The sequence below is a fragment of the Corynebacterium sp. KPL1986 genome (assembly GCF_000477975.1).
GTDB lineage: Bacteria > Actinomycetota > Actinomycetes > Mycobacteriales > Mycobacteriaceae > Corynebacterium > Corynebacterium accolens.
Genome location: NZ_KI515719.1, coordinates 1,143,688 through 1,156,277 on the forward strand (window position 1 = coordinate 1,143,688; position 12,590 = coordinate 1,156,277).

Sequence of the window (12,590 nt, forward strand, 5' to 3'; positions counted from 1 at the left end):
GTTTTAGGCTTCGAGGAGGCTGCGGCCGAAATAATCGGATTCATCGGTGATGCCGGGAAGCGCATAGAAGTAGCCGCCGCCGTAGGGGCGGATATAGTCAGCCAGCGGTTCGCCTTCGAGGCGTTTTTGCACCGTAATGAACTGTCGTTCCAGGTCCTGCTGGAAGGAGATGAAGACCAGCCCCACGTCGAGGGTGCCATTATCGCGCACGCCGTTGTCGTAATTATAAGCGCGGCGCAGCATAAGTTGGTCAGCGGTTTCTGGGGTGCGGGGGTTGGCCAGGCGGATGTGGGCATCGGTGGGAATGACATCGCCGGTGGCATCATCGAGGTAATCTGGTTCGGCGTGCTCATCGCCGCCCGACAACGGGCCGCCAGTAGTGCGGTCGCGACCGAAGATTTGCTCCTGCTCGGCAATGGAAATGCGATCCCAAAACTCGGTGTACATCGCGATAAGCCGCACCGCCATATAGCTGCCGCCCGCGGCCCAGTCGGGTTCATCCGAACCTGCCCACACGAGCGAATCATAATCATCGGGCCCAGGATTGACGATGCCATCCTTAAACCCCAGGTGATTGCGCTGCGTGCCCGATGGCCGCGGGGAATTCATATAACCATTTTGCCGCCAGCGCACCGCCACATCGCCGCGCGTATGTCGCAAGATATCGCGCAGCGCGTGGAGAACGGTATCGCGTTCATCGGCGCAAATCTGCAAGGCTAAGTCACCGTGGCACATTTCTTCTTGCAGGGAGTCATCGGCAAATGCTTCCATCGCGCGCAGGTGGGCGGGCTTGTGGGCGGCAAGGCCGAAGCGGTCATCGAAAAGCGAATCGCCCACTGCGAGGGTGATGGATAAGTGATCGGCCGGCAGCTCTGGGCCCAACTCGCCCGAATCCATCGCCGGATAGGCGATTCCATCGGGCGCGGGCGTGCCACCAGCGGTTAAGATGCGCGCCCTTTCACTTAGCGTGCGCAGGAGCTTGTCCAAACGGGCTTTTGACTTCACCTGCACGTCCAGCGCCACTATTTCCGAGTATTTCTGCGGGGGATTGATGATGCCTTGCTGGTGTTCGCCGTGAAAATCCAGCGCGCCCGGCTGATCCAAGGAGTCGGTGGTTTCGAGCGGAAGCGAGGTGGGCTCGGCTCCTGCTCTCGGGGCTGCGCCGGCGGCCGCGGAGGCGGCGAGGCCAGACAAAAAGGAGCGGCGGGAAAAGTTAAACGGGCACGGCACTAGTTCATCCTCCGGATAACGGTCATGGTGGCAACCGGGGCGAGCAGCTCATTCGCCTTGGCGACGCCCGCCTGTAAGCGCAAGCGGTCCTCCTGCGGCCAGTCCGCAAAAGCGACGCTAGACGCACCACCGTATTTATCGTCGAATTCCTCAGCAAGGGCGTCCAAGTCCGCGAGCTGGTCGTAGATGGGAGCGGTGTCTAAACCGCGATCCTCGACCAAAGAGCGCACGGGATCCAGCGTCATCCGCGTCGATGTAATAACCCCGCGCAAGGCGGCAGGCAGGGCATGGGCGCCGAAATCGCGCTCGCCGCGCAGGTCAAAGCGCTCGAACTCCTCCATCACCTCATGCGCGCGCAGCCCATAATCCGGGGCGGGGATGGCGAAATGGGCGGTATCGAGGGCGTGGGCGGTTTTGTCGGTGGCATCGGCAAGCGCGGTGGCGGGCAGGGTGGCATCGCTAGGCGGGCGGTTGGACCACAGGATGCGCTCGATGTCTTCGTAACCCTCCAAATCCGGGCCCGGCCACTCCGCGCTGGAATCGTCGAAGGAACGGTAATACTCCAGGTAGTCGAGGTAGGCGGCTTGGGCGGCGGAGCGGGAGGAGGAGGTGGCATCGGCAAGCGCATGCGCGCGCTTTTGCAGCTCCGACACGCGCTTTTTCTGGTTTTCTGCCTGCTTGATGGACACCGCGGCGATCTCGTGATCCGTAATGGGAACCATCTTGGGCGCGTTGCTCACCGTGGACCCCGTTACCGTGAAGGCGTCCGACTCCACGGCGGAGTCGTTGTGAAATACGCAGGTCAGGTGGTAGGTTCCATCCTCCAGCTGCGGATTCCACTCGCGCACGGCAGGGGTGCCGACGCGCTCGAGAACCTGGTAGGCATTGCCCTTATCATCGGAAACGTAGACCGTGAGGGCAAGCCCGGTGGTGTTATTGATCTTCCATTTCGCCTCACCCTGCACGTCCTCTGGCGCCGGGCAGGAATACACATCGCGCACGGCGAGCTCGCGCGTGGGTTGCTCGTCGCTGTGCCCGGCGAGCCTCGCCTGGGCAGCAGTTTGCGGGATGGAAAGCCCAACGGCGAGCGCGAATGCGGTGGCGAAACGGGAAATCTTCATAACTTAGAACGGCAGGTTCTTCAAATCAAGGCCGGGGTGGCCGCTCATGAACCAGCCGATGATGCCGGCGGCGATACCCAGTGCGGCGAGGATGCCGATGATGCCTGCCTTGGAGGACCCGGATGCGGCGTGGTTGGTGTCCGGCTGCTGGGCCTTATCCAGCGTGGTCACGGCAGGAACGCCCTGCTCGGTGACCTTGGTGTCATTCATGCCATCGACAACCGGCTTCAGATTGGTGCCAGCGCGCGAGGTGTCGTCGACGCGCTCGACGGAGCTGTAATCCTCCGCCACCGTGCCATCGGTTTCATTGAGGAAGAGCTTCGGGGCCTTCTCCGCGGCGGCGAAGTCGAACATGCCGGTGAGCTCACCCGCGCGATCATCGAAGGAATCGCCGCCCAAGCGGCCGAGGCCCCAGTTGTCCTGGATGAACTTGGTCACCGAGGTCTGCTCGGTATAGGTGGAATCGATGTGGTTGGTCTTGGCGTAGGGAGATACAACCAGCAGCGGCTGGCGGGTGCCGGGTCCGCACTGGCCGTTCTTATCGCCCTTGATGCCTACCTTTGCGGCAGCGGCGGTGCAGATTTCCTTATCCTGGTGCGGGTCGTCGGAACCATTAAGGATTTCCGGCGCCTTGTGGTCGTACCAGCCATCGGAATCGTCGTAGGCGATGACGACTGCGGTGGAATCCCACTCCGGGGAGTTCTGCAGCTCGTTGATGTAGTGGGTGATAAACGCCTGCTCATCCAACGGGTTGGAGTAGCCGGCGTGGCCATCCTGGTAGTTGGCGGCCTTGAGGAAGGACACGGAGGGCAGGTTGCCCTGCTCGATGGCGGTATCGAAGTCCGCGAGGTCGTACTGGTGGTTCGCCTGGTCGGTCTTGCCAATCATGTCATCGCTGGACGGGGCCAGGTGGTGCGGGTTGGCGGTAGAGGCATAGTACTGGAACGGCTCGTGGTGCGGGTTGTAGTCCGTCTGATTCTGGCCGGTCAGCGTGGTGTGCGAAGAACCGCAGCGGGCGCGGGAGTCCTTCGTCGCCTCATCGGTGGGGCGGAATCCGCCTTGGAACCAGCCCCAGGTGACGTCCTTATCGTTGAGCTGGTCACCGATGTTCTTGGAGTGCATCGCGGTGACTTGGTTGGTACCGGCGGAGGACTTATTGGAGCAGTCATCGAAAAGCGGGTCCGGGTCGCCCACCACGGTGGCGGTGCTGCCGTCCTCGGATACGCCGGCTAGGGCGTGGTTCTTGCCATCCTCGATTTTCTGCTGGTCGCCCGTGGCTGGGTCGTGCATGGTGGCATCCGCAACGGTGCCGGAAACCAGGTTCAGCGCTCCCGGGGTGGAGGGGCCGAAGATGGTGGAAAAGCTGTTGTCATTCAGCGCGAAGTTCTGCGCGTAGTTCCACATGCCGGTCACGGTATTGCCGTCGTAGTATCCCATGGTCATGCCGGGGGGTGGCGTACGAGCCTTCGCCATACTTATCGATGTCCGTGGACACCGTCTCCGGGAACTTGTCCATCTTGCCGCCGTTGTAGGCTTCCTGCTCATCGGCGTAATGGTGGTTCTGGTCCGTGGTTACGGCGTGTTCGGGAGCGATGCGGAAAGGCTTGATGGAGTTGGGGTTCTTCTCCCCCAGCAGGTCAGTATTTTCGAGGTTTTCTGCCCGCGGGGTATCGTCCTTGGCGGTGAATTTGGGGGCGGGCTTCTCGCTGCCCTGGAGTTTCTCGTCGTCGTTATTTGCGGCGTGTGGGTAGGTGCCGAAGTAGTGGTCGAAGGAAATGTTTTCGGAGTAAATGACCACGACGTGATCGATGGGGGTCTTGGTTTCGGCCTGTGCGATACCGGGGACCAAGGAAGTTGTGGCAGCGGCTGCGGCGCACACTGCCACAGCGCGAGAGCGAAGCTTCATCTTATTTTCCGCCTTAAGTCGAGTGAAACAAAGAGGGAGAAAGTGGCTGTGGCTCGCCGAAGAGTCATCGGTCGCTTTCGACTCGAAATTAAACGCCGCCCACCTATAAACCGCAAATACTCAAAAAGGGCATTCCTAGTCTCAGGAATGCCCTATAGGTGCAGCTCAGCCTCGCTTTTAGGCGGCGGCCGCCGCGGAGATTGTTAACTGAAAGTTAAGGTACTATTACGCTGCGCTTTCCAGTGCCTAGTCGTCCCCATCGGTCGACAGCGCCGCCACGAAGGCCTCCTGCGGCACCGACACGGAGCCCAAGGTCTTCATGCGCTTTTTACCCGCCTTCTGCTTTTCCAGCAGCTTGCGCTTACGCGAGATATCGCCGCCGTAGCACTTGGCCAGCACGTCCTTGCGCATGGCGCGGATGTTTTCGCGGGCGATAACCTTGGTACCAATGGCCGCCTGGACGGGGACCTCGAATTGCTGGCGTGGAATCAATTCCTTTAGCTTCTTGGTCATCTTATTGCCGTACCACTGGGCGGAATCGCGGTGGATGATGGCAGAGAAGGCATCGACCGGGTCGCCGTTGAGGAGGATATCCACCTTGACCAGGTCAGATTGCTGCTCGCCGGCCTCCTCGTAGTTGAGCGAGGCGTAACCCTTGGTGCGGGATTTCAACATGTCGAAGAAGTCGAAGATGATCTCACCCAAGGGCATGGTGTAGCGCAGCTCCACGCGGTCTTCGGACAGGTAATCCATCCCACCCATCTGGCCGCGCTTGGATTGGCATAGCTCCATGGTCGGGCCGACGAACTGCTCGGGCACGATGACGGTCATGGAAACAATGGGCTCGTAGACCTCATTGAGCTTGCCTTCCGGCCAGTCCGAAGGGTTGTGAACCCAGCTTTCCTCGCCGTCTTCTGCCACCACGCGGTAGGTCACGGACGGGGCGGTAGAAATCAGGTCGAGGCCGAACTCGCGTTCCAGACGGTCGCGGGTGATCTCCATGTGCAGCAGGCCCAAGAAACCACAGCGGAAGCCGAAGCCAAGGGCGACGGAGGTCTCGGGCTCGAAGGTCAAGGAGGCATCGTTAAGCTGCAGCTTTTCCAGCGCATCGCGCAGGTCGGGGAAATCGGCCTGGGAGATGGGGAAAAGCCCGGAATAGACCATCGGTTCAAGGTCCTTGTAGCCCTTGAGTGGGGTCTCGGCGCCGCCGTGGGACCAGGTAACGGTATCGCCCACCTTGGTCTCGCGCACGTCCTTCACGCCAGTAATGAGGTAGCCCACCTCGCCGGGGCCCAGGCCATCGCACTTTTGCATCGTGGGCGAGACGATGCCGATTTCCAGCAGCTCGTGGTTGACGTTGGTGGACATCATCGTCACCTTCTGGCGCGGGGTGAGCTTGCCATCCACCATGCGGATATAGGTCACCACGCCGCGGTAAGTGTCATAGACGGAGTCAAAAATCATCGCGCGCGCGGGCGCATCGGGCTCGTACTCCGAGGACGGCGGCGGCACCAACTCGCAGACCTTATCGAGCAGCTCAACCACGCCTTCACCGGTCTTGCCCGATACCTTCAGCACTTCCTCGGGCTCGCAGCCGATGATATTGGCGATTTCCAGCGCGTACTTATCTGGGTCCGCCGCGGGAAGGTCGATCTTATTGAGCACCGGGATGATTTCCAGGTCATTTTCCATCGCCAAGTACAGGTTGGCGAGGGTTTGGGCTTCGATGCCCTGGGCGGCATCGACAAGCAGGATGGCTCCCTCACACGCCTCGAGCGCGCGGGAGACCTCGTAGGTAAAGTCCACGTGGCCGGGAGTATCGATCATTTGCATGACGATCTGCTCGCCTGCCGATGCCCCCGATTGCGGCACCCACGGCAGGCGCACGTTCTGCGCCTTAATAGTAATGCCGCGTTCGCGCTCGATATCCATGTTATCGAGGAACTGGTCACGCATATCGCGCTCCGCAACCACCTTGGATAGCTGCAGGATGCGGTCTGCCAGCGTCGACTTTCCGTGGTCGATGTGAGCAATAATGCAGAAGTTACGGATCCGGGAGGGATCCGTAAACGTCGTGGCCGCAAAGTTTTCAGACATACGTCTACAATAGTCGACATGAATTCCGGCATGCTCACCCGTCTGCGCGAGGCGCTCGGAATCAGCGAGCGCGAGCCCGTGGACTCCGGCCTCAACCGCATCAACTCCCAGTTAGGGCTGGACAGGTCCACCCAGAGCCACGAGCCGCGCAAGGCCGCCTCCATCCAGGTCGAGGCCACCGCGGCGCACCCCCGCTCCATCTTCTTCTCCCCCGATATGGATGGCCAGGCCGATTCCGGCGAGGTGGTGTGGGTGTGGACGCCTTCGGAAGGCAAGCAGTCCCCTCCCCGCGAGCGCGCCATCTTGGTGGTCGGGCGCACCCGCACCACGGTGACGGGCCTGCTCATTTCCGCCAACCCGGAGCATGCGCTTGACGATGCCTGGCTCGAAATCGGCTGCGGCGAATGGGACGCCTCTGGGCGCAATTGCTGGGTGCGCTTGGATCGTTTATTGGAGGTTTCCGAGGAGCAGGTGCGCCGACAGGGCATCCTTTTTCCAGAACGCAGGTTTGAAAGGATTGCGAACCGCTTGCGCTCGCGCTATCACTGGGCGTAGTTCTGCGGCGCGGCGCCCGCAAACTTGGCCGATGCGCGGTTGCGCTGCTACTATGTGCAAGTTACTTACTTTCCGGGCGCGTTGGTCGGGGCGGGCAGGACCTTGGGTTCGCTCTTCGAATACCAGCGCCGAGCGCTTCCCTCGTTCTTAGCGAGGGGATTCGCGGGACACGTCCGGCAGGTTTGTTTCTGAATCAATCATCTTCGATTATCAAGAGGTATTTTCATGGCTAATATCAAGTCCAAGCAGAAGCGCGTTCTGACCAACGAGAAGTCTCGTCAGCGCAATAAGAGCGTGCGTTCCGCGGTTCGCACCGAGATCCGCAAGTTCCGTGCGGCCGTAGAGGCTGGCGACAAGGCTGCAGCAGAAAAGCAGCTGCGCGTTGCTTCCCGTGCGCTGGATAAGTCCGTTTCCAAGGGCGTCTTCCACCGCAACGCTGCTGCCAACAAGAAGTCCGGTTTGGCCACCGCCTTCAACAAGATGGACTAGTAACTAGCCTTCTTGTCTCCCCCGAGCAAAGCGCTGCCTGTGTGCAGCGGCTTGTTCGGGGGATTTTTATTGCGCCGGTTTTGTTGCGTCGGATAGACCTAGGCTAGGTCATCGTCGAAGTAAGCCTCGAAAATTTTACCCGCATCCGCGTAGGCCACCGACAAGGATGTCCGGCCATGGGTTTCCACGAAAGTCTGGATGGCGGTTTGAAACTGCGTGTGGATGATATTGACCGTCGGAATGAGCCTAGGATCCGAGGCCTTCCACCCTTCGCGCGCTTGCAATGCCCGGCGGATGTGCATCATGACGCGCTCGTTTCGGCGCCAATACATGGACAATAACTTCCCGTCTTGGGAAAGCGCCTGGGCGGTCAATTGGGAAATCTCTGGGAAATGATCGTTGCCCACGGCGTGATCAAATTCCGCATTCGCCATGATCGCAGAATCCTCCCGCAGGCTACCCGTGGGCAGGCCAGCGGCAAAGTTCTGCAATTGCTGGTCGAACTTTTCCGAAACCTCCGGGCCCAGAACCGCCGATTCCTTATCCTTGACGTAGTTAAAAAGGGTGCGCCGCGATATCCCTACGTCTTGTGCAAGCGTTTCCATGGTGAACCCGTCATACCCGTGGTCAATGACGAGCCGCAGTGCTGCGACGCGGATTTCTGAAATGCGCGGCATACTCTCTCCCCTCTTTCCCACGACCCCGTGGGAAACCCAACTATTCAATCCCCTTAAACATGGGATTTTTCTTCACCTTATAGTCTTTCTCCCCGCCAAGAAAAACCGACCCTTGCTAGGCTTCCCTAACCACCGCAAAGCGCTGAGGTCTCCCGCGCGGGTGCTAGCGCGGGAAGCAGGGCCCAGGCAGCGCTCCCCATGCAGGCCGATTCTCTTCAGCGCGCCAAATTGGAATTTTATGGGCCAGTATGTTCGAAAGGGCGATGGTGTTCGTGTCTGCGGGGGCGGCTAAGATAAGTCACCAATGAACAACGTCAAGCCTCTGGTGAAATGGGCCGGCGGGAAACGCCAGCTCTTACCGCATATTCACGCCGCCCTGCCCGATGGGACTCCGCGGCGTTATTATGAACCCTTCATCGGCGGCGGCGCGGTTTTATTCTCGCTCACCCCAGCCTGCGCGCGGGTCAATGACCTCAACTCGGAGCTTATTAATTTATATGAGGTAGTACGTGAAGGCGTCGAAGAGCTCATCAGCCTGGTATCGACCTACCCGAACGACGCGGATTTTTTCTATCAGCTGCGCGCGGTAGACCGCGATGCGCAACGATTTGCCGCGCTTTCTGCTACAGAGCGCGCCGCGCGGACGCTGTATCTGAATAAGACCTGCTATAACGGCCTGTACCGGGTAAATTCTGCCGGGCAATTCAATGCGCCCTTTGGCCGCTATAAGAACCCTGCGATCTGTGATGCGGATACGCTGCGCGGGGTCCACCAGTATTTTCGGGACAATGACGTCACCTTCACACAGGGCGATTTCGCTGCGGCGGTAGCAGGTGCTGGTGAAGGAGACTTTGTCTATTTCGATCCGCCCTATGACCCGGTCAACGTCACCAGCTCCTTTACCGGCTATCAAAAGGGCGGTTTTGACCGCGCCGAGCAAGAACGCCTGAAGGCGGTATGCGATGACCTCGATGCCCGCGGGGTGAAGTTTCTCCTCTCCAATTCCGCCACGGAGTTTATCCGCGACCTCTACGTAGATTTTTCCATCGACACCGTTGCGGCCACCCGCGCCATCAACTCCGTGGGATCGCGCCGCGGCAAAGTAGATGAAGTGCTCGTGCGCAACTACGAGGTGGGCCATGAGTAAAGCACCGGGCGCACAAGAACAGCGGGAGCTTCGCACGCTGTTCGGTGTCCCAGAAGGCGAAAAGCTTGGCCTCGATGATTGGGGCTGGCTGCGCATCGTGGCCTCGGGGTGTGGCGATCAGCTGGAAGAAAAAGGATACTTCTATCTCACGGCCAAAGAGCTAAAAGAGCTTTCCGGCCGGGAGCCGCGGCTGATGGCCAAGCACGATTTTTCTACCTCGCGGCCGTGGATTTTCAAGGAATTGGGGCTTGGGATCCTTCCGGTTAGCCGCAGCGAGTACTTTGTCGGTCCGTTGGACCTGTACGAACGGTTCCCGGACCCGACCCACGCCGGGGCGGGTTCCGTGCGCACGTTGGACATGCCCGCGGGCCTTGACACCCTCGATATCGAAAGCGTGAACTCGGAATCGATGGCGTTAAATGTGGCATCGGCAAGCGGCATGCTCGAGCACTTCTTGGGGTGCGAACCATTGCAGGCCACCGTCGCCGGGCGCATGTCGTCGCTGGAGATGACCATTCCGGTGCCGGATGTGGGGCTGGAAGTCAAGGTCGACCGCGCGCAGATGGAAATCGACGGCGGCTTCGAATCGCTCGAGCATTTGGTGCTGGTGGAGGCGAAAAATCACCTCTCCGAAGACTTCAATATCCGGCAATTGTATTTTCCGTACCGGCGCTTCCAGCAATGGCTATCCAAGGCCGTGGTGCCGGTCTTTTTGGTCTACTCGAATGGGATTTTCCACCTGTATCGGTATGACTTCAGCGATCCCGCGGATTTTCGCAGCATCGCGCTGGTAGATCACGCCCGCTACGCCCTGAGCGCTTCGCACCTCAGCGTGGAGGATGCGCTGGGCATCATTGGCTCCGTCGATGCCGAGCCGGAGCCGGCGGGGATTCCCTTCCCGCAGGCCAATAGTTTTGAGCGCGTGGTCAACCTGGTGGAGCTCATCGCGCAGCAGCCGATGAGCAAGGAGGACATCGCCGAGCAGTACGATTTCCATCTGCGCCAGGCGGACTATTACGCCAATGCGGCCTGCTACCTCGGGCTGCTGGCGCTTGCCGATGGCCACTATCAGCTCACCCCTCGCGGCGAAAAGGCCATCGCACAGCCGCGGCGCGATGGGCGCAACGCTGCCCTACTGCGCGCGTTGGCGGCGCGGCAGGTATTCCGGCAGGCGCTAGAGGTGAGCCTGCGGCGTGGGAAGGTGGCCGAGGCGCACGAGATTGCGGCGGCGATAGAAGGACTCGGCTTGGGCGCTGGCACGGCGAGGCGGCGGGCCTCGACGGTTGCGCGGTGGATCCAGTGGGCGCTGGATGTGGTGGCAGAGGGCGAACCTGAAACCCTGCCCGGGCTTTAAGCCACGAGCTGCTGTACACCAGCGACCACGAGCGCGAGGCCGGCGATGATGAAGAACAGGCCCGATCCGATATCGATCCACGGGCCCGCGGCGATGAGCTTGCGGCGCACCGCATTCGTAGAAATCACCATGGCCACCACGAGGAAGAAAGCGAAGGCCGAGAGCGCCAGCGCCAGGGTCAGCGCGATGGCCAGCCACAGCGGTGGGGATGCCGGCAGCTGCGGAGCGATCATGGCGGCGAGGAAGAGCACGATCTTCGGGTTCGACAGGTTCGTTGCCAGCCCCATCTTGAAGGAGTGGCGCAGCCGGCCCAGCTTGGCCTCGGCATCCTCCAAATCAACGGGCGGGTTGGTGCGCTGTTCGAGGCCGCTTCGCAGCGCCCGCCATCCCATGAAGACGAGGAAGCTGCCGCCAATGGCCTGGACCGCGCCTAAGATCCCGGGGAAGGCGGTCAGGAGGGCGGCCGCGCCAAAGACGGTGGCACCGCACCAGAACAACACGCCGATTTGAATGCCTGCGGCCGCGGCGATGGCATGGCGGCGCGACTTGGTGGCATAGCGGGTGACCAGGATGATATCTGGGCCTGGCGAGGCCACGCCCACCAGGTTCATCAGGAGAATGGTGAAAAAGGAAGTCCAGCTCACTGCGCGGACTCGCCTTCCAAGCGTCCGAGGAGATCCTCTCGGCCAAACATGCGGGCTGAATCGATGGCGGTTGGTTGCCCGGCGGTAGCGGAGGCGCCGGCGTTTAGGAGGGCATCAATAACCGCGTCTTCTTTTTTGAAGATCGCCCCTGCCAGGGGTGATTGGCCGCGATCATTGAGCAAGTTCACGTCGGCACCGGCCTCTGCTAGCGCGGCAACGAGATCTGCGTGGCCGTGGTAGGCGGCAAGCATGAGAAAAGACTGGCCGTCTTGGTTGACCAGATTGATATTGACGCCCTGGTCAATGTAATTCAGGAGATCCGGGTTTCCCTCCCGCGCCATGTCAAAGAGCCGACCGGCGAATTCTTGCACTTGTTCCTCAGACATGGACTCTAGCTTAACGTGCCAATTCCGCGATTCGTTTTACGGCCGCCTCAACGGCGAATTCGGGCTCACCACCTTGGCCTTTAACGGCGGCGTCCAGTTCGGAGACGAGGATGACGGCGGCGGTGATGTCATCGGCAGTCCAGCGCCTAGCCACCGGCTGGGTCATTTTCACCACATACGGGGCAAGCCCGGTTTGGCTGGAAAGTGTGTACTGGTCCCCGCGGGCGGAATATAGGCGCGCGATGGCGCCTACCTTATTGGCCAAGGCCGCGGCGATGGCCACGGGGCTAGCACCGAGCTGGAGGGCGCGCCTGCAGGTGGAGACGGCGGCTTCGACGCGGCCGGCGACGGCGGCATCGGCAATGTCCCAGTTGGCGACCTCGGCCACGCCGACGTAATAATTGCGCACCGCTTCCTGCGTGACGTTGCCGCCCGTATCGGCCACGAGCTGAGAGATGGCGGAGGCAAGCTCGCGGAGGTCGGAGCCGACGCCGTCGAGAACCGCGTGCACGACATCCGGGGTGGGGCGAACGCCGTGGGAGGCGAACTCGCGGGTGGCCCACTGGCCTAGCTCATTGGGGTAGAGCGAAAAGACCTCGTGCACCTCCGCAATCTTGCGCAGCTTCGCCACCAGCTCGGGCGCCTTCTTCTTTTTCTTCAGCGTCTTCGCGGCCACGGAATAGACCACCACCATGGTCATGCCCGGCGCGGGATTGACGCAGGCGCGCAGGATGATATCGACTACCTCTTTCCCGGCGCGTTCGCAGTCCGTGATGACGATGACGCGGTTATCGCCAAACAGCGATGGGCTGGTGGCCTCTAAGATTTCGCCCTCGGATACCTCGGAGGCCTTGAGCGTCATCAATTCGGGGCGGGAGGCCTCGCCTTCGGCCGCAGCCTTGTGGATGGTGTGGCGGGCGCGTTCGGTGAGGAATTCATCGTCGCCGAGAATGAGGTGTACGGGAGGCATGTCCATCATTTTAG

The 12,590-nt window shown here is 60.8% G+C and carries 13 protein-coding genes; 4 read left to right on the forward strand and 9 right to left on the reverse strand.

Annotation, left to right across the window (positions count from 1 at the left end):
* Window positions 1–3: 3 nt before the first annotated feature.
* The 5 genes from efeB to lepA form a co-directional block, all read right to left on the reverse strand.
* Entirely contained in the window at window positions 4–1,230 is a 1,227-nt protein-coding gene (efeB, locus tag HMPREF1287_RS05290) for an iron uptake transporter deferrochelatase/peroxidase subunit (protein ID WP_023017107.1), read from the reverse strand.
* Window positions 1,230–2,351, reverse strand: coding sequence for an EfeM/EfeO family lipoprotein (locus tag HMPREF1287_RS05295; protein ID WP_023017106.1), 1,122 nt, complete (start codon window positions 2,349–2,351; stop codon window positions 1,230–1,232). The genes efeB and HMPREF1287_RS05295 overlap by 1 nt, the downstream gene beginning before the upstream one ends.
* A 3-nt stretch (window positions 2,352–2,354) precedes the next feature.
* Complete coding sequence (locus tag HMPREF1287_RS05300; RefSeq protein WP_023029108.1) at window positions 2,355–3,794, reverse strand: phospholipase C; 1,440 nt, start codon at window positions 3,792–3,794, stop codon at window positions 2,355–2,357.
* Window positions 3,721–4,257, reverse strand: a complete 537-nt coding sequence (locus HMPREF1287_RS12775) for an alkaline phosphatase family protein (RefSeq protein ID WP_023017104.1) — start codon at window positions 4,255–4,257, stop codon at window positions 3,721–3,723. The genes HMPREF1287_RS05300 and HMPREF1287_RS12775 overlap by 74 nt, the downstream gene beginning before the upstream one ends.
* Window positions 4,258–4,503: 246 nt before the next feature.
* Window positions 4,504–6,354 carry a translation elongation factor 4 gene (lepA, locus tag HMPREF1287_RS05305; RefSeq protein WP_023017103.1) on the reverse strand — a complete coding sequence of 617 codons (1,851 nt, stop codon included), beginning with the start codon at window positions 6,352–6,354 and terminating at the stop codon, window positions 4,504–4,506.
* Between the two features lie 18 nt (window positions 6,355–6,372).
* Between lepA and HMPREF1287_RS05310 the strand changes: the two genes are divergently transcribed.
* Together HMPREF1287_RS05310 and rpsT are read left to right on the forward strand one after the other, a co-directional pair.
* Window positions 6,373–6,909 (forward strand): type II toxin-antitoxin system PemK/MazF family toxin, encoded by a 537-nt coding sequence (locus HMPREF1287_RS05310; RefSeq protein WP_023017102.1) that lies wholly within the window; start codon window positions 6,373–6,375, stop codon window positions 6,907–6,909.
* Window positions 6,910–7,134: 225 nt separating this feature from the next.
* Window positions 7,135–7,398, forward strand: coding sequence for a 30S ribosomal protein S20 (gene rpsT, locus HMPREF1287_RS05315; protein ID WP_005278016.1), 264 nt, complete (start codon window positions 7,135–7,137; stop codon window positions 7,396–7,398).
* 98 nt (window positions 7,399–7,496) lie between these two features.
* Here rpsT and HMPREF1287_RS05320 read toward each other — a convergent pair whose 3' ends face one another.
* Entirely contained in the window at window positions 7,497–8,075 is a 579-nt protein-coding gene (locus HMPREF1287_RS05320) for a TetR/AcrR family transcriptional regulator (RefSeq protein ID WP_005278014.1), read from the reverse strand.
* Between the two features lie 304 nt (window positions 8,076–8,379).
* Here HMPREF1287_RS05320 and HMPREF1287_RS05325 point away from each other — a divergent pair, with 304 nt between their 5' ends.
* Window positions 8,380–9,222: a DNA adenine methylase gene (locus tag HMPREF1287_RS05325; protein WP_023017101.1), complete on the forward strand. Its 843-nt coding sequence runs from the start codon at window positions 8,380–8,382 to the stop codon at window positions 9,220–9,222.
* On the forward strand, window positions 9,215–10,576 hold the full coding sequence (locus HMPREF1287_RS05330) for a hypothetical protein (protein ID WP_023017100.1): 1,362 nt from the start codon (window positions 9,215–9,217) through the stop codon (window positions 10,574–10,576). The genes HMPREF1287_RS05325 and HMPREF1287_RS05330 overlap by 8 nt, the downstream gene beginning before the upstream one ends.
* On the opposite strand, the gene HMPREF1287_RS05335 is transcribed toward HMPREF1287_RS05330, so the two are convergent.
* From HMPREF1287_RS05335 to holA, 3 genes are read right to left on the reverse strand one after another with little or no spacing between them, the layout of a single operon-like run.
* A complete protein-coding gene (locus tag HMPREF1287_RS05335) occupies window positions 10,573–11,220 on the reverse strand; it encodes a LysE family translocator (protein WP_023017099.1) in 648 nt (215 codons plus the stop codon). The genes HMPREF1287_RS05330 and HMPREF1287_RS05335 overlap by 4 nt on opposite strands.
* Window positions 11,217–11,606 carry an ankyrin repeat domain-containing protein gene (locus HMPREF1287_RS05340; RefSeq protein WP_034654175.1) on the reverse strand — a complete coding sequence of 130 codons (390 nt, stop codon included), beginning with the start codon at window positions 11,604–11,606 and terminating at the stop codon, window positions 11,217–11,219. Before HMPREF1287_RS05340 ends, HMPREF1287_RS05335 begins: the two co-directional genes overlap by 4 nt.
* Window positions 11,607–11,616: 10 nt before the next feature.
* Window positions 11,617–12,585: a DNA polymerase III subunit delta gene (holA, locus tag HMPREF1287_RS05345; RefSeq protein ID WP_023017097.1), complete on the reverse strand. Its 969-nt coding sequence runs from the start codon at window positions 12,583–12,585 to the stop codon at window positions 11,617–11,619.
* Window positions 12,586–12,590: the final 5 nt, after the last annotated feature.